Source organism: Pelagibacterium sp. (assembly GCF_035555455.1).
Classification (GTDB): Bacteria; Pseudomonadota; Alphaproteobacteria; order Rhizobiales; family Devosiaceae; genus Pelagibacterium.
This window is the reverse complement of record NZ_DATMGM010000041.1, coordinates 78,467-96,451: the sequence shown is the minus strand read 5'-3', so window position 1 is coordinate 96,451 and position 17,985 is coordinate 78,467. Positions and strand designations below refer to the sequence as shown.

Here is a 17,985-nt window from a genome sequence, read left to right as displayed (position 1 = left end):
TTTGGAGTGCCTGTGCACCTGGCCCTGAGCGTCATGGTTCGCTGAGGAACCAACACCTTGGCTGGACATTGCTCGCTTAAGACAAAAGCGTTTTAAATCCGCAACAGCGGAAACCGCTTTTGCCGCAAACGCGCCAGCGGGAGCACTGCGAATGGACAGCAAGTCAGCACAGCACCAGGAACACCAGCCCGGTCGGGAAGCGCCGATGTACCCGGCGCCCGACTATATGCCACTTTATCCCGGCAGCGGACGGCTGGAGGGAAAGGTCGCAATCATCACCGGCGGCGATTCCGGTATCGGGCGTGCCGTGAGCGTGTTGTTTGCCCGTGAAGGAGCAAAAGTCGTCATCGTCTATCTCGAAGAAGAAGAAGACGCTGAAAAGGCCCGGGATCTCATTGAGGGCGAGGGTAGCGAGGCGCTGCTGATTGCCGGTGATGTGGGAGACCCCGACTTTTGCAAAGCGGTGGCCGAGCGCGTAATAAAGACGTTCGGTCGGATCGATATCCTGGTCAACAACGCGGCAGAGCAGCATGTTCGCGAGGATTTGGAGGATCTTGATGCCGAAGCCATGAAGCGAGTGTTCGACACCAATATCTATGGCTACTTCTACATGATCCAAGCCGTGATCGGACATTTGAAGGAGAATGCCCGCATCATCAACACCGCTTCGATTGTGGCCTATCGCGGCCATCCGGAACTGGTGGATTACGCGATGACCAAGGGGGCTATCGTTGCCTTGACGCGGTCGCTGGCCGTGCGGCTGGCCGACAGGAAAATCCTTGTCAATGCAGTTGCACCCGGCCCGATCTGGACGCCGCTGATACCGGCCAGCTTCCCGCCCGACAAGGTGGAACGCTTTGGCACCGAGACACCGCTGGGCCGTCCGGGCCAGCCCAATGAAGTGGCCCCGGCCTATCTCTTGTTGGCCTCTGAAGACGGACGGTACATTACAGGCCAGACCATCCATGTGAATGGCGGGGAGTTCCCGAGCAGTTGAGCACCGCGGCGTCGCGCAAGCAGTTGTTTGGCCCAAGGGGTCAGCGAACGGTAACGCGCGATTCATGTATCCACAGCCTGGGCTGCGGCAGCAAAGCCCGGCCTCACCTCCCGGGTCTCCGTGTTGTACGGTCCGCCGTCGCGTCAGGTATCGCCGTCCTCTAGTGCAAAATTACAATTGTTCGGCGCGCAACTGCTCAGGGCTCTTTTGCGAGAGCAGGCCGGGGGCGACGTCGAAGACGGTGAACGCGCCGTGCTGGCCCATGGCGTTGAGGCGGTGGGTGGCGCGGGCATAGGCGACGAGAACGCTGGAGGTGAACTCGGGGTTGCTGTTGAGGCGCAGACCGTACTCGATCACCTGGGTGTTTTCATCCGACGTGTTGCCGCTGCGGATCACGAAGCCGCCATGGACCATGGCCTGGTGATCGCGCGCCAGTTCTTCGGCGGTGATGAAGTTCACTGTCGTGTCATAGGCATCGAAATAATGCGGCATGGTGACGATGGCTTCGCGCACCTTGTCGGCGTCCGCGCCTTCCTCAAGCACCACGTAGCATTCGCGCAGATGCTGTTCGCGGGTGGTGAAAACGGGCCGCTCGCCGCTGCGCACGCGGTCCACAGCTGCCTTGATCGGGCGGGTATATTGCACCGCACCGGCCACGCCGGGAACACGCCGCACGGCGTCGGAATGGCCCTGGCTGAGGCCATCGCCCCAGAAAGTGTAGGTCGCGCCATCGGGTAACAGCGCCTCGCCGAGGATGCGATTGATCGAGAACATGCCGGGGTCCCACCCTGCCGAGACAAGGGCGGTCCGCTGGGCCGCGCGGGCGGGGGCATCCATCGAGGCGAAATATTCGGGAATGCGGGCGTGGGTGTCAAAGCTGTCGACGGTATTGAAAAGTCCCGCCAGTTCCGGACCCTGTTTGGGGAGGTCCTCCTTGGAGCCACCGCACAGGATGAGCACATCGATCCGGTCGGTGTGAGCGGGCAGGTCGGCCATGCCAAACACCGGCGTTTCGGCATCGAGCGGCGTGAGGGTTTCCGGCGGGCGGCGCGTATAGATGCCAACGAGACGCATATCGGCGGTCTTGCCGATGGCGCGTTCGACGCCGCGTCCGAGATTTCCGTGGCCGACAATGCCAATCCGAATTTTCTCAGCCATGACGCGCACTCCAACGGTTTGATTCCAGAGGAGTGAGGCTTAGCAGATGTCAGCGTACGGGCAAGGTGGCCGTATCGGGAAAATCAAGGATTCTCCCGATACGGCAAAGTGCGGCTCAGGTCGGGCGGCGTTCGGCCCAGCCAGCGAAGATCTTTTCCAGCGCCACAACGATGTAATAGAGAACGATGCCCAGGATCGCCAAGGCGATCAGCACCGCAAACATCAGCGGATAATTGGAGGCGATCCTGCCGGAATCAAACAGGCTCCCCAGCCCGCGCCCATGCGGGGTGACGATCTCGACAAGGTTGGTTCCGATGAACGCCAGCGTGACCGCGACTTTGAGCGCGCCGAAAAATTCGGGCAGGGTCTTGGGGAGCGCGATCTTCCAAAAGACCGTGAAGCGCGATGCCCCAAGCGAACGCAGGATGTCCCGGTATTCCGGCTCCAGGGTCGACAGGCCAATGGCGATCGACACCGAGATGGGGAAAAACGAGATCATGAAGGCCACGAGAATGGTGTTGAAATCGTGCTGGCCGATGAAGATCAGCGCAACCACCGGCACGATGGTGGCCTTGGGAATGGCGTTGAAGCCGACCAGCAGGGGATAGAGGGCGTCGTTCATCACCCGGCTGAGCCCCATCAGCATCCCCAGAACCGTGCCGACAATGACGGCAAGACCGAGCCCGACCACCGTACGCCACAGGGTCTGCCAGGCGTTGACCGCGAACAATTCGCGGTATTTCCAGAAGGCGGGCCACAGATCGGAGGGCGCCGCCATCTTGTAGGTGGGCCACCCCATATACCACACCCAGAACTCCCAGAGCGCGAGGACGATCACCATGGCGACGATGGGCGTGACGATTTTTTGCAGGTCGTTGCGGGTCATGCCACTCCCTTTCGGGGTTCGTCACGGCCCTGGCCGATTTCGATCTGGTTGCGCAGCAGGGCCAGCCACTCCACAGCCTGCGGCGAATAGAGCATGTCGATGGGACGTGGGCCGGGGATGTCGATATCGAGCACGAACTGCGTGGTTGCCGGACGCGCCGAGAGCACCACAACCTGATCGGCCAGATAAACGGATTCGCGAAGGTCATGGGTGATGAGCAGAGCGGTAAAGGGTTCTTCCGCGCGCATCTGGTGCATGAGCTGCCAGAGGTCCTCGCGGGTGAACGCATCGAGCGCGCCGAAGGGCTCGTCGAGGATCACGATGTCGGGCTTGTGGACCAGCGACCGGCACAGGGACGCGCGCTGACGCATGCCGCCGGACAGTTCGGACGGGCGCTTGTCCTCAAATTCGGAGAGCCCGACCATGGCGAGCAGGTCACGGGCGCGGGCTTCCTTTTCGGCCCGTGGCATCTTGGGGGCAACGATCTCCAGCGGCAGGATCACATTTTGCAAGATGGTGCGCCATTCGAGCAGCACTGGATTCTGAAAGGCCATTCCGACGGTCTTGCGCGGGGAAGTCACCTTTTTGCCCTGAAGCCGAACCTCGCCGGTATCGGGAAACATCAGGCCCGCGATAAGGCGGGTGAGTGTGGATTTCCCGCACCCTGAAGGTCCGACAACGGCGCAAAATCCGCCCTGCGGGATCGACAGGCTCAGGCCATCAAGGACAGGAAGTGGCCCGGCCACCGTGCGGTAGGCGTGGGTTACGTTCTCGATCTCTATGAGATTGTTCATACGTCTTTCCGTACTGCTGCCAAAACGGACGCGATGCGAATGGCGCCGCGCTTTGCAGCGCAGCGCCAGATGGTCATCGCCAGAGGATCACTGAACCGACAGGCTGCCGTCGTCGGGCAGGTAGGAGCCATCGAAATAGCGGCTCGCGTCGGGTTCGTTCTCGAAGTCGTAGGTCATCGCCAGTTGTTCGAGCGAGCGTTCGAACCGGGCATCATCGATGCCGCCCAGGCCGTTTTCGCGGACCCAGTCGGTCATGATGTTGTCGCGCAGGGCGAGTTCGAGGCGGCGGACTTCGAGGTCGGTATCCATGGCCGGGTTGTTGGCCACCATGGCGGCAACGCCCGCTTGCGGGTCATTCACCGTATCCTGCAATCCCTTGGCGATGGCGCGCAGGAAGCCGGTCAGTTTTTCAGGATTGTCCCGCGCAAAGTTGGTGTTGGCGATGATGACGTTGCCGTAGAGATCGAGGCCGTAATCGGCCATCAGCAAGACGGTCATGTCGTCTTCAGGCACGCCCAACCGCGTGGTGTTGAGAAACGATGTGAAGGAAAACCCGGTCACGGCAGCAACCTGGCCCTCGGCCAGCATCGGCTCGCGGGTGGGGAAGCCGACCGGTTCAATGGTTACCTGATCCACATCGATATCGTTCTCGGCGGCAAAGACCGGGAATTGCGCCCAGGCGCCATCCGGGGGCGGCGCGCCGAGAATGCGGCCTTCGAGGTCTTTGGGCTGTTCGATGCCGAGGCTCTTGCGACCGACGATCGCAAAGGAGGGCTTGTCATAGAACATCATCACCCCGGTGACGGGGGCATCGGGGTTCTGATCGAGAAACTTGATCAGGCTTGCCGTGTCGGCAAAGCCCACGGGATAGGCACCGGTTGCAACTTTCGGGATGGCATCGAGCGATCCCTGTCCGGCTGAAATTTCGACCGAGAGCCCCTCGGCCGCGAAGTGGCCGTTCTCGATCGCCATGAAATAGGGGGCGGCCGGGCCCTCGAACTGCCAGTCCAGAGCGAACGGCATATGGGTCTGGGCCAGGCCCGGTCCGGCAAGCGCAATGCCTGCCACCGCGGCGATAGCGACGCGTTTGAGCATTTTGTAATCCTCCCTTCGAGTTCGGCCTCTTGTTTTTTTGTGAGTGCCGCCTCAACCATGGAGCATAGGCATCCTTTATGTGCGGCGTAAACCGTTTCGTTGTGGGGCGCATGTGCGGTCGGGGTGTCCGGCCCGGTGGCCAAGGCGGCAAAACTGCCGCTTGACAATGCAACCGGTTGCATAAATCATCATCCTCGGACGAGGGAAGGATGGCGGAATCTGGCCGTCCGGATGGGGAGTGTTTTCGCCAATGGTGGGGATGCAGCAAGCAGCGTCGGAGGATGCGGGCGAGCGTCGGGTCGACCGGCTCAAGGTCAGGTCGTTTGCGACGCGTGAGGAGATGGCGCAGAGGGCCGCTGACGATATTGCGGCGGGCTTGCGGGCCGCGCTGGCGAAAAAGCAGCAGGTGCGCATGGTGTTTGCCGCTGCGCCGTCGCAGGCCGACACCCTCGCCGCAGTGCTCGCGCGCGACAACATCGACTGGGCGCGGGTGACCGCGTTCCATATGGACGAATATATCGGGTTGCCGGAGCGCGCCCCGCAGCGCTTTGCGCTGTGGCTCGATGCGCATGTGTTTTCGAGAGCCCCGTTCAGGGAAGTGGTGGCCCTGAGGCCTGACCCGGACCCGATCGCGGCGGCTTCCGCTTATGCGGCACGGTTGGCCGAGGCGGAAATCGATCTGGTGATCCTGGGGGTGGGGGTGAACGGGCATCTGGCGTTCAACGACCCGCCGGTCGCCAATTTTGAAGATCCACAGGACGTGAAGATCGTGGAGTTGGACGCAGTCTGCCGGCAGCAGCAGGTCGATGATGGCGGGTTCGCCACGGTGGATGCGGTCCCCAGTTCTGCGATCACACTGACCATTCCGCGCCTTTTGCGCGCCGATGCGCTTTATTGCGTGGTGCCGGGGGCAGCGAAACGCGCGGCGATAAAGGCCATGCTGCATGGCCCGCTGGCCCCGGCGTGCCCCGCCTCGATCCTGCGCACCCAGCCCCATTGCACTTTATATCTCGACAGGGAGTCCGACCCAGATGCCAGCCGCACCCAAGATTGACGCACGGCGCCACAGTGAAGCCTATTTGCAGGGCATCAGCGCCCATATGCAGCGCATTCTGACCGAGGAAACGCCTGCCATCGAGCGCGCGGCAGAGGCGTTGGCCGAACATGTGGCAGAAGATCGCCTCATCCATATTTTTGGCCCGGGCGGCCACTCCAATCTCGCCTCGCAGGAGATTTTCTTTCGCGCCGGCGGGCTGATGCATGTGAGCGCGATCCTCGACGAAGGGACGCTGCTGTCGAATGGGGCGCTGCGTTCCATGGCGATCGAGCGCACGCCGGGCTACGGCAAGGTTGTGATCGCCGATCAGGAGTTGGGAAGCGACGATCTGCTGATCCTCGTCAACGCCTATGGCATCAACGCGGCGCTGATCGATGCCGCGCTGGAGGCCAAGCGGCGCGGCGTGTTCCTGATCGGGGTCAGCTCGCGCGAGCACGCGGAAAAAAGCGCGCCGGATCATCCCGCGCGGCATCCGACCAAACACAATCTGCACGATCTGGTGGATATCGCCATCGACACCAAGGTGCCGGTGGGGGACGCAATCGTTGATCTGCCGGGAATGACGGAGTCCATCGCCGCGATCTCGACCTTTGCCAATGCCTTTGCGCTCAACACGTTGGTGATCCACACGGTGTCGCGTCTGCTTGAACGCGGCGTCGAGCCGCCGGTCTGGCGCAGCGGCAATGCGCCGGGCGGCGACGAGGCCAATGGCAAATTCATCGGCAGGTTCCGGCACCGGGTGAAGGCGCTGTGACCATGACCGAACTCAGCGGGATCGACCCCATCACCGGCCGTATGCAGACCGTGGCCTTTGGCGCGGGCGAAGCGATTTCGGCCATTGCCGAAGGGGGCGACGCCGATTGCTATCTGGCAGCTGGGCTCGTCGATTTGCAGGTGAACGGCTATGCCGGGTTCGATCTCAATGACGGCGCTGTCGATGCCGAGACGGTGTCAAAGCTCGCGCGGGTCATGCTGGAACACGGGGTGACCACATTCCTGCCCACGGTAATCACCGAAACAGAAGACAACATCTGCAAGGCGCTGGCCGCTATCGCACAGGCGCGCGAGGCCGATCCGGTGGTGCGGGAGATGGTGCCGGGCATCCATGTGGAAGGGCCGTTCATCTCGCCCATCGATGGGCCGCGCGGGGCGCATAAGGCGAGCGCGGTGCGGGCACCGGATATCGAGGAAGTGCGTCGCTGGCAGAACGCTTGTGGCGGACTTGTCAGGCTGATTACCCTTTCGGTCCATTGGCCCGAGAGCGAAGCGATCATCGCAGCCGCGCGCCGGGAGGGCATCGCCATCGCGATCGGGCATACGGACGCGACGGCGGAGCAGATCCATGGCGCTGCGGAGGCGGGCGCGCAATTGTCCACCCATTTGGGCAATGGGGCCGCCGCGACGCTGCCCCGTCATCCCAATTTCATCTGGGCGCAACTGGCCGATGACCGGTTGACCGCGACGTTCATCGCCGATGGGCATCACCTTCCGGCCGATACGCTCAAGGCGATGGTGCGGGCCAAGGGGCTTGAGCGTTCCATCCTTGTTTCGGACGTAGCGGCGCTGGGCGGGCTCAAGCCGGGCCTTTACGATCAGGCCATCGGTGGACAGGTGGAACTGACGGCTGAGGGGCGATTGGGTATTGCCGGTACGCCCTACCTGGCGGGTGCTGCGCGCAATCTCAATGAAGGGATTGTCAGTGCGATGGCGCTCACAGGTCTGCCGCTGGCCGATATCCTGCCATTGGCGACAGAAAATCCGGGACGATTTGCCGATGGGCGGGGACGGATCGAACGCGGCGGACGGGCGGATTTCTTCCGATTCCGCATTATTCCCGGACAGGGGGCGCTTGAGGTGGTGGATGTCTGGCTCGATGGCGAAAAGGTGGTGGGCTGATGGTGCGGGTGGGCGCGGGCGTCGTCGATATTACCCCGCCCGCCGGGCTGGCGATGACCGGCTTTGGCGCGCGCACCGAGCCTGCAACCGGCGCGCATGACCGGCTGACGGCGCGGGCGCTGGTGATCGGCGATACGGCGGTGGTCGTTGCCGATGTGCTGGGGATCGATGCGGCAATGAGCGCCCGCATCCGCGCGCGGTCCGGACTTGATGAGCGGGCCGTGGTGGTCGCGGCGGTGCACAATCACGGCGGCCCGGTTTCGATGGCGGGACGGTTGGGGGCGGAGGCCGAGCCGAACTTTCTCCAGATGCTGGAGGATGGCTGCGTCGAGGCGCTGCGCATGGCCCGGGAAACCGCCTGCGAATGCAGCTTGCATTTCGGCTATGGGGCCGAACCGGGGATCGGCAAAAACCGCAGGCATGCTGATGGGCCGATCGACCGCAAGCTGCCGGTGCTGATCGCCCGGAATGCAGGGGGTGAGGCGCTCGCTGTGCTGACCTCTTATGCCTGTCATCCGGTGGTGCTCGACGCCACCAACCTGCTCTGGACGGCGGACTATCCGCACTTTCTGCGCGCCGAGGTCGAGGGGTATTTTCCCGGTGCGGTGGCCGTGTTTTTGACCGGGTGTGCGGGGGACATCAACACCGGCCACACCGCGCAGGCGTCGATGAGCCTCGCTGCCAATCCGGCGCGCACCTATACGGAGGCCGAACGGATCGGGCGCGCCATAGCCAGGAGCGTCTGCGAGGCGGTGGTGGAGCCGGTCATGGTGGAGAAAACCGCTTTTGCCGAGGCCATGACGCTGCTCGATTTCGAGCGTCGGGAGGCCGAGAGCCTGCCCGAACTGGTGCGCCAATGGAGCATGGCGGCGGACGAGGCAGAAGGACCGCAAAAGGTCATTTTCCGGGCATGGGCAGCGTGGGCGCACCGCTTTGCCGAGGATCCGCTTTTGCCGCTGCAAGCACGTGTGAGTGCCATGCGCTGGGGTGGGGTCGGATTGGCCGCTTTGCCCGGAGAGATTTTTTCCCAGACCGCCCTCGATATACGGACGCTGATGGGGCTGCCGGGGTTTGTCATCTGCTATGCGGACGATAATCCCGGATACATTCCGCCAGCGCCTGAATATGCGCATGGCGGCTACGAAGTGGATGAGGCGCACCGCTATTACGGGTTGCCCGCCAGCTTCGCGAAAGGGTCGGCGGAGCGCCTTGTCGAGGCCGCCGCACATGCGCTGGAGCAGGCCGGGAAGGGGGCGAAAACCGCATGAGAAAGCGCGCGTCGGTGGCAAGGTGCTGCTTGACGCGCAACCGGTTGCATGTCAGCCTTCAAATGCGTGGAGGACGCAAAATATGAAAGGGAGCGAGAGAATGTCGAACAGAAAACAGACCACCGTCATGCGGGCAATGGCGCGTAACGCCATGCTCGGATCAGCCGCCATTGGCGCGTTGCTGGCCGGGATGGCCGCCGCCCAGGCCCAGACGATCACCGTCTGGTCGGGCTACCCCGAACTGGCCCCGTTCTATGAGCATGTGGCCGAGGGGTTCAAGGAAACCCATCCGGGCGTCACCATCGATGTGCAGGCCATTCCGCTGCGCGAGCATGAGCGCCGCGTGGCGCTGGGGCTGTCGTCGGGTTCGGCGGGCGCGGTCGTCATCGAAATGAACAACGCCATCGCCAGCCGCTATATCGAGAACGAGCTTGTCGACGCGGCCCCTGAAGATGTCGTCGCCTTTGTCGGCAATCCCGACAGCTTTGGCGAATTCTTCGTCGATGCGGCCAGTGCCGATGGCACCATCTATGGCGTGCCGCTGTTCCGCGGTCAGTCGGCGCTGTTCTACAACCTCGACATGTTCGAGGAGGCCGGACTCGATGGCCCGCCGCAGACCATGGCCGAGTACACCGATTACGCCAAGGCGCTGACCAAGCGCGATGACGCCGGCAATATCGAGGTGAGCGGCTGGTCGCTTCGCCTCTCGGGCGGCGGACAGGGCATTGCCGAAAAGTTCTGGATCAACATGTTCCAGTTCGACGGCGGGATGATGATCGAAGAGGTCACCCCCGGCAAGTTCCGCGTCAATCTCAATACAGATTCCGGACGGGCCGCGCTGGCTCAGTATCTCGACAACGTCCACATCTCCAAGACTGTAGCTGTGGATTCGCCCGCAGACGCAGAGGCGTTCGAGCGCGAACAGACGGCGATGTTCATCCGCGAAAGCTGGGTGATCGGGGATATCGCCGCCAAGTCTCCCGACCTTAATTATGCAACCGCGCCCATGCCTTATGGGGCGATCGGATTGCCGGTCAACATGTTCGTCAGCGCCGAGGATGATGCAGCCCGTCAGGCGGCCTGGGACTATGCCGTGGCCACCAACGAGCCGGACAATCTGGTGTGGATGCTGGAAAATGTCGGCTGGCTGCCCAACCGGAGCGATGTCGACTACAGCCCGGTGATCGAGGCGACGCCGACCTTCGCCGCCTTTGTCGACTATCCCGAAGGCTATCAGTTCTTCAACCTGCCGTCTCTGGCACCGAGCGAGGAAGTGCTGACCCGTATTGCAGCACAGCTGACCAATGCATTCGAGTCACCGCAACTGGCGGGCGACGACGAGGCGATCGGTAACCTGTTGCAGGCGGCTGAAGACGAAGCCAACCAGATCCTGCGTCGGGAAGGCCTGCTGGCCGAATAAGGCGGGTCTTTCCGTCTCAAGCAAACCGCCGGCCCAATGTGGCCGGCGGATCGCAGGTCCGACACCGGGCCGGAACCCTTCCAAACGCTTTGGAAGGTGTGGTCAACCGACAACGCGAGGTCGACATGCTTAAGCGCAGGCGCTGGCTGTTCGCGATTGCCGCCATTCTTCCCACATTGGCGATCTATTTCTGGGTGCGCATCCTGCCGATCGGCGAGATTTTGCGCCTCAGCGTGCACAAATGGGATTTGCTGTCGCGCAACAAGCCCTTCATCGGGCTGGAAAATTTCCGTGAGCTGTTCGGCGACCATTTGTTCTGGGAGGCCTTGCGCAACACGTCGATCATTGCCTTTGGCGTCCTGGTCATCACCATTCCGCTGGCCATGATCATCGCCGCCTTGATCTATCACCGCACGCGGTCGCGGTTCGCCGGGTTTTATGAAACGACGGTGTTCATTCCGCATGTGGCCTCGCTGGTGCCGGCGGCCATGGCGTGGAAATGGATTTTTGATGCGAAGCTGGGGCCGCTCAATGCGTTTCTAGGCTTGTTCGGCATTCCGGCGCAGTCCTGGCTGTTCGATCCGACCCTCTCGCTGGTGGCGGTTATCGTGCTGTGTTCCTGGCAGGCGCTGGGTTATGCGGTGATCATCTATCTGGTCGGGTTAAAGAACCTGCCCAATTCGCTGTTCGAGGCGGCCCGTCTCGATGGGGCATCGGGGGTGCAATCGTTCCGGTTCATCTCGATGCCGCTGCTCAAGCCGATCACGCTCTATGTGTCGGTGGTGACGCTGGTTTCGGCGTTCAACGTCTATGCGCAGGTGTTCGTGCTGGCGTCCGATGCGCAGGGCGCGCCGGGGCGGCAGGTGCGGGTTCTGGTGCTCGATATGCTGGAGAACGCCTTCCGCAATTATCGCGTGGGCTATGCGGCATCGGAGGCGGTTGTGCTGCTGACCATCGTTTTGTGCCTCACGGCGATCCAGTTCACGCTGCTGCGTGAGAAGGGAGGCCGCTCATGAGCGACCAGTCACTGTCCAGCACGCCATCACGTGGCAATAGCGCGCGCAAGCGCATGCTGGTGGACCGCTCCATCGATGCTTTTCTGGTCCTGTTCGGGCTGATCATGGTGCTGCCGCTGCTGATGCTGGTCGCCAACGCGTTCAAAACGCCGCAGGAGTTGATCAGTTGGCCGCCGACCCTGGTGCCGAACAATCCCACGCTCGACAACATCACCGCCGTGCTCAACGACACGCCGCTGCTGTTGTGGATGTTCAACAGCTTTGCGTTCGCGGCGCTATCCACCGTGGCCATCCTCGCTACATCGGCAATCGCGGGCTATATCCTGGGCAAGTTCCGCTACCGCTCGCTGAACATCATCTTTCTTGTCATCCTCGCCACGGCCATCGTGCCGTTCGAGGTCTATATGATCCCGCTCTATTTCCAGGTGCAGTCGCTGGGCCTGCTCAATTCGCTGTGGGGGTTGCTGATCGGCTATCTGGTGATGAGCTTTGGGATTTTCCTCATTCGCCAGAACGTCATTCACTCGATCCCCGACGAGTTGCTTGAGGCAGCGCGGATCGACGGGGCGGGGGAGTTGTGGATTTTCTTTTTCATCGTCCTGCCGCTGTTGCGCAGCGCGTTGGGGGCCTTGGCGGTGCTGGCCTTCTTCCAGGCGTGGACGGCGTTTGCCTGGCCGCTGATCGTGGCGACGACGCGCGACTCCTACACCATTGAGGTTGGTCTTGCGCTGTTCCAGACCGGGTTCACCGTCGATCTGGGCAAACTCAGCGCCGCATCGGCCATCGTCCTGATCCCGAGCGTTACGCTGTTCGTGTTGCTGCGTAAGAATTTCGTCGAAGGCGTTGCCGGAACTGGGCTTAAGGAATGACTACGGATTTTTTTCAGGCGGCGCGGCGCGACTATGTTCGCATCAACGTGGCCACACTAGACTGGTTGCTCGATCGTCCGCGTCTTGACGGGGTGTATCTCAACACCAAGCTCAATCCGCTCACTCTGGCCGATTACGGGCCGGAGGACGGGTTGCGCGGGCCGGACTTCCTGTTCGGGTGGATACAGGGCAGGGGGCTGGAATCGCTGGCGCTGCATGCCGCGTTCTTTGATGATGTTCAGCCGGAACTGGCCGGGCGTCTTGATGCGGCGGCGCGCGATCTCTGTGCGGCGCTTGATGGGCTGACCAGCGAAAGCGGACACGCCTATTTCTGCTACGACAAGGCCTATACGCCCATCCGGCGGCTGGATGGTGGCGGTTGGACGGCGCAATCGCTGCCAGCGGACATCTACACCTTCTCCGATGCCTTCGTGGCCAAGGGCATGGTTGCCGCAGCGGCGCGGTTCGGACTGCCATCACTGGATGACAATCTGGAAGCGCTGGGGAAAGTTATTGCCGCCATCGAAGATAATCGCTTCCAGATCGATGAGCATGCGCCCCTAGGGATCGAGACATTGGCAGAGCAGGATGCGGATTTCGGCCCGCGCATGATCCTGCTGGGCGCGGCGGGATTGCTGCGCCGCATCGGAGCGGGCGAAACGCATACGGCGTTTGCCGACAGGTTCATCGATCACGTGCTGACCCATCATTTCGACCCGGCGAGCGGCCTGCTGCGCAACGTTCCGGGGGGCGATGTGAGCAATGTGGGGCACGGCATCGAGTTCACAGGGTTTGCGCTCGATCATCTGGGGGCCGGGGCCGCGCCAGATGTGCTGGAGACGCTGGAAAACATCCTGTGCGGATCATTCGAAGCGGGATATGCAAAGCCGGGCCTTGCGCTGACCGTATCGGTCGCGACCGGTGAACGCCTGAGTCCTTATTGTCCGTGGTGGTCGCTGCCAGAAACCATCCGTACCGCAGCGCTGCTGTATGAACTCTCCGGTTCGGAGCGGGTTCTGGCGGTTTGGCGCACTGCGCATGAGGCGTTTTTTACATGGTATTGGCGGGAAACCCCGCCCATCGCCTACCAGTGCCGGACTGCTGAGGGTCCAATCGACTATGTGCCCGCCACCCCCGATCTCGATCCCGGCTATCATACCGGGCTGAGCCTGTTGGGGGCGATTTCGGCGATAGACAGAATGACTTCAAACAGGGAGCGCGATTGACCATGGCTGCCGTCGAAATCGTCAATGTAAAGAAATCCTACGGTGCGGTCGAAACCATCCATGGTGTATCGGTGGAGGTGCCCGATGGCGCTTTCGTCGTGCTGGTCGGTCCCTCGGGTTGCGGGAAATCTACCCTACTGCGCATGATCGCAGGGCTGGAGGATATCACCAGCGGCGATATCCGCATCGGGGATCGCGTCATCAATGACGTTGAGCCCAAGCACCGCGATATCGCCATGGTGTTCCAGAACTACGCGCTCTATCCGCATATGACCATTGCTCAGAATATGGGGTTCTCGCTGCGGCTGGCGGGCAAGCCAAAGGCCGAGATTGATGAGCGGGTGAAAGACGCGGCACGGATACTGGGGCTGGCGGACTATCTTGAACGCTACCCGCGTCAGCTATCCGGCGGGCAGCGCCAGCGCGTCGCCATGGGGCGGGCCATCGTGCGCGATCCGCAGGTGTTTTTGTTCGACGAGCCGCTGTCCAACCTCGACGCCAAGCTGCGCGTGCAGATGCGGGCCGAACTCAAGGAGCTGCACGCGCGGCTCAAGACCACCACGATCTACGTCACCCACGACCAGATCGAGGCCATGACCATGGCGGACCGGATCGTGGTGATGCGCGACGGCATCGTCGAACAGGTCGGTGCGCCGCTGGAACTCTATGACCGGCCAGCAAACCGGTTTGTCGCCGGGTTCATCGGCTCGCCGTCGATGAATTTCGTGGAGGGCACCGTGGTTGGAAAGGACGCAAAGGCGGTCTTTCGGACCAAGGGCGGAGCGGAGTTCCCGCTGCCGGAAGGGCTGGACCCGTCTTTGGCGGGGCGAAACCTCGTCATGGGGTTCAGACCCGAACACATCATTGTGTCCGGCGAGCCCGAGGCTGTCGAAGGAACGGTATCGCTGGTCGAGCCGACCGGCGCCGAGACCCATTTCACAGCCAGTGTGGGCGGAGACACCATCATCGGCGTTCTGCGCGACCGCATTACCATTGCAGCGGGCGAAACGCTGCGCTTCGTGCCCCGGCTCGATGGTGTGCATCTGTTTGATGCAGAAACGGAAATGCGCGTCAACTAAGCCGTCCCGACGTTGCCGCCATGGCGCGCAGGCGGCGTGGGAAAGTCAGAACTCGAATCGCAAGGACAGGTTGAGCCCCGTCGTCCAGACATCGTTGAGTCGATAAGGATTGATTTCGGTCGTCCCGAGATTCCCGGTCCGGAAGGCGTCGGTTTCAAAGCCGCCCAGATAAAGAAGCGACGTGCCCAGGGACAGCTTGGCACTGGAGTTGATCTCGTGTTCGATACCGAGACCGATCTGCGCTGCAGAGCTCCACACGGAATGATCAGCCAGAGTGGCAAGAAACTGTCCTGTCTGGTTGTCGAATTCGGTCACGCCGGACAGGGTGTTTATGGATAGTCCCACGCCAGCATGGGCCGTGACGGCTGTCGTCTCCGACAGGGGCATCTGGTAGCCGACATTGCCAAGCAGGGCGTTGCTGATCGATGATCCTTCAAATCCGGAGGAAACACCTACCCTTGGAAAAGATACGTCCCAGCCCACATCGCCCTGGGTATAGCGGTAGCTTAGGAAGGCCGAAAAAGGATTGTCGAATTGATATCCAACATGCCCACCAATCGCTATGGCAGGGCCGAACCTCAGGTTTCCAACGATGCCGCCGCCAGCAACGGGAGCGCCGCCGTCTGTCGTCTTCGAAGACCCCAATACTGCTGAGCCAAAAACGTCCACGCCGCTGAACAGATGTGCATCGCCGGCGATAGCCGGAGCGGGTATCGATCCGGCTACGAGCAAAAGCAGTACCCGAAGTCTCATCATGCCCTCCGATTTCGTAATCTGAGATCGTAGAAAGCTATGGTAAACAAGAAGCTAACAGGATCTTTTAAACCTTGGATCTGCGTATTTGGACCGGTTGACATCGGCCTGATGCCGCGTCCGCCAGCTGCGATCCAGCGAAGTCTGTTGTTCAAGAGAGGGTGGGCATTCTGTTGTCGACCGCCAATGAGATAGTCGCAGAAAAGGAAAAATTGTTACTTGTTGTAGGGTGCTATTTTCCCAGGTCGGGAATGCAAGCAAAAAATCTTCAAAAAACGCCATACTGACAAAAAGAACGTACTGTCTGTGACTTGACCCGGAGAACGAAACTTCCGAAAAATAGCGTGTTCTGCAAGTCTTGAGGACAGCTATGGAAACCTTAGAAAATAATAATATGCCTACCAGGAGACAGTTCCTCTCCATGGTCGGCGCTGTTGGCGGCGCGGCGGTTATGTATCAGGCCATGGGTCTGATGGGACTGGCGCAGGCCTCACCCTACACAGGTCCGATCGAGCTGGGGCAGGCGCCCGCCGGCACAAAGGTCGTGATCCTGGGCGCAGGTATTGCCGGGATGGTCTCGGCGATGGAACTGCGCGATGCCGGCTACGAAGTCGAAGTCATCGAGTTCCGCGAGATCGCTGGCGGCCGGTGCTGGACGCTGCGCAGCGGCGATACCTATGAAGAACTGGGCGGGTTCGTCCAGCAGGTCGATTTCGCCGAGGGCAATTATTTCAACCCGGGTCCGTGGCGCGTCCCGTACAACCACTACGGGATCCTCGACTACTGCCGTCGCCTCGATGTTGAACTGGAGCCCCTGATCCAGATCAACAACCATGCCTATGTCCACTCGACCAAGGCATTCGATGGCAAGCCGGTCCGTTATCGCGAGATCAACGCCGACTTCCGCGGCCACATTTCAGACCTGTTGTCCAAGGTCACCAATCAGGGTGCGCTGGATGAAGTCCTGTCCGAAGAGGACAAGGAAAATCTGTTGGCGGGCCTGCGCACGTTCGGCGCGCTGAATAACGACAATGAATACGTCAAGTCCAACAGCGCCAGCGGTCGGCGTGGCTATGAGCGCGCACCCGGCGGTGGCGTCGATGGCGCACCGATCCCCAACGATCCGCTCGACGTTTCCACGTTGCTCGAGTCCGGCCTGTGGCGGCATCTGGCGACCAGTGAAGCCCTTAACGGCTCCATGCCGATCTTCCAGCCGCGCGGCGGCATGGACATGATCGCGCGGGCGATGGCGGAAAATCTGGGCGACCTCGTCACCTACAACAAGCGCGTGACCCGCATCCGTCAGGATGAGAACGGCGTGACCGTGACGTATGAGGACAAGGACAACGGCGGAGCGGAAGTCACCACGACCGCAGACTACTGCGTCTGCACGATTCCGTTCTCGATCCTGAGCCAGATCGACCACGATTTCTCGGGGCCGCTCAGGGAAGTGATCAACACCATGCCGTATGCGACCTCGATCAAGGTCGGGCTGGAGTTCAAGCGCCGGTTCTGGGAAGAAGACGAGCACATCTACGGCGGCACGACCTACACCGATCTGCCGATCACGCAGATTTCGTACCCGTCCACCGACTATCTGGCCAAAAAGCCGGGTGTTCTGCTGGGGGCCTATTCCTGGGGCGCAACCGCGTACCAGTTCTCCTCGCTGCCTCCGGAGGAGCGGGTGGCCAAGGCGCTCGAATACGGCGCGCAAATCCACCCGCAGTACCACGAGGAGTTCAAGGCTGGCGTTGCCGTTGCATGGCACCGCGTGCCGTGGACCCTTGGCTGTAACGGGCAGTGGAAGGACAAGGAAGCCCAGTATCAGGACGGCGTGGCGATGGATCGCCGCATCGTGTGTGCGGGCGAACATCTGTCCTATCTGCCGGCCTGGATGGAAGGAGCCTTGCTGTCAGGGCTCGATGCCATTGCCCGTCTCCATGACGTGGCCGTCAGCGAAGCAGGAGAGTGATCATGAAGCGTACCCTTATCGCACTTGCCGCAACCGGCCTGTTCGCTACAGCCGCTTTCGCACAGGATGCGGCCCCGGCGGTCGACGAGAGCGCGGAGCTGTTTGCCAGCTCCACCGTGCTCACCCAGAAGACCGGCCAGGGCATCTATGAGGCTGTGTGCATTTCCTGCCATATGCCCGAGGGCAAAGGCGCCGAAGGCGCAGGCAAATACCCTGCACTGGCGGGCAATGAGATGATCGCGTTTCCCGAATACCCGATCTTCATCACGCTGCATGGTCAGGGTGGAATGCCGCCGCTTGGCGGCATCCTCAACGACGAGCAGGTTGCTGCGGTCGTGAACTATATCCGCACCAGTTTCGGCAACGACTACGCCGATCCTGTTGCGACCGCAGATATGGTTGCCGAGGCCCGCTGATCCCTTATCGACCCGGCGGGCGATCCGCCGGGTCTTTTACGCCTGTCAAGCCGATGTGAGCCCCGCCGGGCGCGCGTCGGCTT

17 protein-coding genes are annotated in these 17,985 nt (G+C 61.7%); 12 read left to right on the top strand and 5 right to left on the bottom strand.

Annotated features, from left to right (window positions below; all coding sequences use genetic code 11):
- The first annotated feature begins 151 nt into the window (after window positions 1-151).
- The gene (locus VNS12_RS07945; RefSeq protein ID WP_325487294.1) at window positions 152-997 is read left to right on the top strand and encodes a glucose 1-dehydrogenase; all 846 of its coding nucleotides are present in this window, start codon (window positions 152-154) and stop codon (window positions 995-997) included.
- A 171-nt stretch (window positions 998-1,168) separates the two neighbouring features.
- Here VNS12_RS07945 and VNS12_RS07940 read toward each other — a convergent pair whose 3' ends face one another.
- The 4 genes from VNS12_RS07940 to VNS12_RS07925 all read right to left on the bottom strand — a co-directional run bounded on the left by VNS12_RS07940 (window position 1,169) and on the right by VNS12_RS07925 (window position 4,930).
- On the bottom strand, window positions 1,169-2,155 hold the full coding sequence (locus tag VNS12_RS07940) for a diaminopimelate dehydrogenase (RefSeq protein WP_325487293.1): 987 nt from the start codon (window positions 2,153-2,155) through the stop codon (window positions 1,169-1,171).
- Window positions 2,156-2,270: 115 nt separating this feature from the next.
- Window positions 2,271-3,041 (bottom strand): ABC transporter permease, encoded by a 771-nt coding sequence (locus VNS12_RS07935; protein WP_325487292.1) that lies wholly within the window; start codon window positions 3,039-3,041, stop codon window positions 2,271-2,273.
- The gene (locus tag VNS12_RS07930; RefSeq protein WP_325487291.1) at window positions 3,038-3,835 is read right to left on the bottom strand and encodes an ABC transporter ATP-binding protein; all 798 of its coding nucleotides are present in this window, start codon (window positions 3,833-3,835) and stop codon (window positions 3,038-3,040) included. The genes VNS12_RS07935 and VNS12_RS07930 overlap by 4 nt, the downstream gene beginning before the upstream one ends.
- A gap of 87 nt (window positions 3,836-3,922) precedes the next feature.
- Window positions 3,923-4,930, bottom strand: a complete 1,008-nt coding sequence (locus VNS12_RS07925; RefSeq protein WP_325487290.1) for an ABC transporter substrate-binding protein — start codon at window positions 4,928-4,930, stop codon at window positions 3,923-3,925.
- 259 nt (window positions 4,931-5,189) lie between these two features.
- Here VNS12_RS07925 and VNS12_RS07920 point away from each other — a divergent pair, with 259 nt between their 5' ends.
- From VNS12_RS07920 to VNS12_RS07880, 9 genes are all read left to right on the top strand, one after another.
- On the top strand, window positions 5,190-5,984 hold the full coding sequence (locus tag VNS12_RS07920) for a 6-phosphogluconolactonase (protein WP_325487289.1): 795 nt from the start codon (window positions 5,190-5,192) through the stop codon (window positions 5,982-5,984).
- Window positions 5,962-6,741, top strand: a complete 780-nt coding sequence (locus VNS12_RS07915; protein ID WP_325487288.1) for a sugar isomerase domain-containing protein — start codon at window positions 5,962-5,964, stop codon at window positions 6,739-6,741. The genes VNS12_RS07920 and VNS12_RS07915 overlap by 23 nt, the downstream gene beginning before the upstream one ends.
- Window positions 6,742-6,743: 2 nt before the next feature.
- Window positions 6,744-7,883: an N-acetylglucosamine-6-phosphate deacetylase gene (locus VNS12_RS07910; RefSeq protein WP_325487287.1), complete on the top strand. Its 1,140-nt coding sequence runs from the start codon at window positions 6,744-6,746 to the stop codon at window positions 7,881-7,883.
- Window positions 7,883-9,151 carry a neutral/alkaline non-lysosomal ceramidase N-terminal domain-containing protein gene (locus VNS12_RS07905; RefSeq protein WP_325487286.1) on the top strand — a complete coding sequence of 423 codons (1,269 nt, stop codon included), beginning with the start codon at window positions 7,883-7,885 and terminating at the stop codon, window positions 9,149-9,151. The genes VNS12_RS07910 and VNS12_RS07905 overlap by 1 nt, the downstream gene beginning before the upstream one ends.
- 100 nt (window positions 9,152-9,251) lie before the next feature.
- Entirely contained in the window at window positions 9,252-10,571 is a 1,320-nt protein-coding gene (locus VNS12_RS07900) for an extracellular solute-binding protein (RefSeq protein WP_325487285.1), read from the top strand.
- A 125-nt stretch (window positions 10,572-10,696) separates the two neighbouring features.
- Window positions 10,697-11,587 (top strand): carbohydrate ABC transporter permease, encoded by an 891-nt coding sequence (locus VNS12_RS07895; protein ID WP_325487284.1) that lies wholly within the window; start codon window positions 10,697-10,699, stop codon window positions 11,585-11,587.
- Between the two features lie 53 nt (window positions 11,588-11,640).
- Window positions 11,641-12,456: a carbohydrate ABC transporter permease gene (locus VNS12_RS07890; protein ID WP_414693091.1), complete on the top strand. Its 816-nt coding sequence runs from the start codon at window positions 11,641-11,643 to the stop codon at window positions 12,454-12,456.
- Complete coding sequence (locus tag VNS12_RS07885; protein ID WP_325487282.1) at window positions 12,453-13,682, top strand: AGE family epimerase/isomerase; 1,230 nt, start codon at window positions 12,453-12,455, stop codon at window positions 13,680-13,682. The genes VNS12_RS07890 and VNS12_RS07885 overlap by 4 nt, the downstream gene beginning before the upstream one ends.
- 2 nt (window positions 13,683-13,684) lie before the next feature.
- The gene (locus VNS12_RS07880) at window positions 13,685-14,761 is read left to right on the top strand and encodes an ABC transporter ATP-binding protein (RefSeq protein WP_325487281.1); all 1,077 of its coding nucleotides are present in this window, start codon (window positions 13,685-13,687) and stop codon (window positions 14,759-14,761) included.
- A gap of 45 nt (window positions 14,762-14,806) precedes the next feature.
- Here the strand turns inward: VNS12_RS07880 and VNS12_RS07875 are convergent, their stop codons facing one another.
- Window positions 14,807-15,517 (bottom strand): outer membrane protein, encoded by a 711-nt coding sequence (locus VNS12_RS07875; RefSeq protein ID WP_325487280.1) that lies wholly within the window; start codon window positions 15,515-15,517, stop codon window positions 14,807-14,809.
- A gap of 391 nt (window positions 15,518-15,908) precedes the next feature.
- Here VNS12_RS07875 and VNS12_RS07870 point away from each other — a divergent pair, with 391 nt between their 5' ends.
- Together VNS12_RS07870 and VNS12_RS07865 are read left to right on the top strand one after the other, a co-directional pair.
- Window positions 15,909-17,486, top strand: a complete 1,578-nt coding sequence (locus VNS12_RS07870; RefSeq protein WP_325487279.1) for a flavin monoamine oxidase family protein — start codon at window positions 15,909-15,911, stop codon at window positions 17,484-17,486.
- A gap of 2 nt (window positions 17,487-17,488) precedes the next feature.
- Entirely contained in the window at window positions 17,489-17,902 is a 414-nt protein-coding gene (locus VNS12_RS07865; protein WP_325487278.1) for a c-type cytochrome, read from the top strand.
- The last annotated feature ends 83 nt before the right edge of the window (window positions 17,903-17,985 follow it).

Bases quoted from the DNA above. Each gene is read 5' to 3' on its own strand.
- VNS12_RS07875 (WP_325487280.1), bottom strand. From the start codon at position 15,517: ATGATGAGACTTCGGGTACTGCTTTTGCTCGTAGCCGGATCGATACCC.
- VNS12_RS07905 (WP_325487286.1), top strand. From the start codon at position 7,883: ATGGTGCGGGTGGGCGCGGGCGTCGTCGATATTACCCCGCCCGCCGGG.
- VNS12_RS07910 (WP_325487287.1), top strand. From the start codon at position 6,744: ATGACCGAACTCAGCGGGATCGACCCCATCACCGGCCGTATGCAGACC.
- VNS12_RS07935 (WP_325487292.1), bottom strand. From the start codon at position 3,041: ATGACCCGCAACGACCTGCAAAAAATCGTCACGCCCATCGTCGCCATG.
- VNS12_RS07925 (WP_325487290.1), bottom strand. From the start codon at position 4,930: ATGCTCAAACGCGTCGCTATCGCCGCGGTGGCAGGCATTGCGCTTGCC.
- VNS12_RS07895 (WP_325487284.1), top strand. From the start codon at position 10,697: ATGCTTAAGCGCAGGCGCTGGCTGTTCGCGATTGCCGCCATTCTTCCC.
- VNS12_RS07865 (WP_325487278.1), top strand. From the start codon at position 17,489: ATGAAGCGTACCCTTATCGCACTTGCCGCAACCGGCCTGTTCGCTACA.
- VNS12_RS07945 (WP_325487294.1), top strand. From the start codon at position 152: ATGGACAGCAAGTCAGCACAGCACCAGGAACACCAGCCCGGTCGGGAA.
- VNS12_RS07930 (WP_325487291.1), bottom strand. From the start codon at position 3,835: ATGAACAATCTCATAGAGATCGAGAACGTAACCCACGCCTACCGCACG.
- VNS12_RS07940 (WP_325487293.1), bottom strand. From the start codon at position 2,155: ATGGCTGAGAAAATTCGGATTGGCATTGTCGGCCACGGAAATCTCGGA.
- VNS12_RS07890 (WP_414693091.1), top strand. From the start codon at position 11,641: ATGCTGGTGGACCGCTCCATCGATGCTTTTCTGGTCCTGTTCGGGCTG.
- VNS12_RS07915 (WP_325487288.1), top strand. From the start codon at position 5,962: ATGCCAGCCGCACCCAAGATTGACGCACGGCGCCACAGTGAAGCCTAT.
- VNS12_RS07880 (WP_325487281.1), top strand. From the start codon at position 13,685: ATGGCTGCCGTCGAAATCGTCAATGTAAAGAAATCCTACGGTGCGGTC.
- VNS12_RS07885 (WP_325487282.1), top strand. From the start codon at position 12,453: ATGACTACGGATTTTTTTCAGGCGGCGCGGCGCGACTATGTTCGCATC.
- VNS12_RS07900 (WP_325487285.1), top strand. From the start codon at position 9,252: ATGTCGAACAGAAAACAGACCACCGTCATGCGGGCAATGGCGCGTAAC.
- VNS12_RS07870 (WP_325487279.1), top strand. From the start codon at position 15,909: ATGCCTACCAGGAGACAGTTCCTCTCCATGGTCGGCGCTGTTGGCGGC.
- VNS12_RS07920 (WP_325487289.1), top strand. From the start codon at position 5,190: ATGCAGCAAGCAGCGTCGGAGGATGCGGGCGAGCGTCGGGTCGACCGG.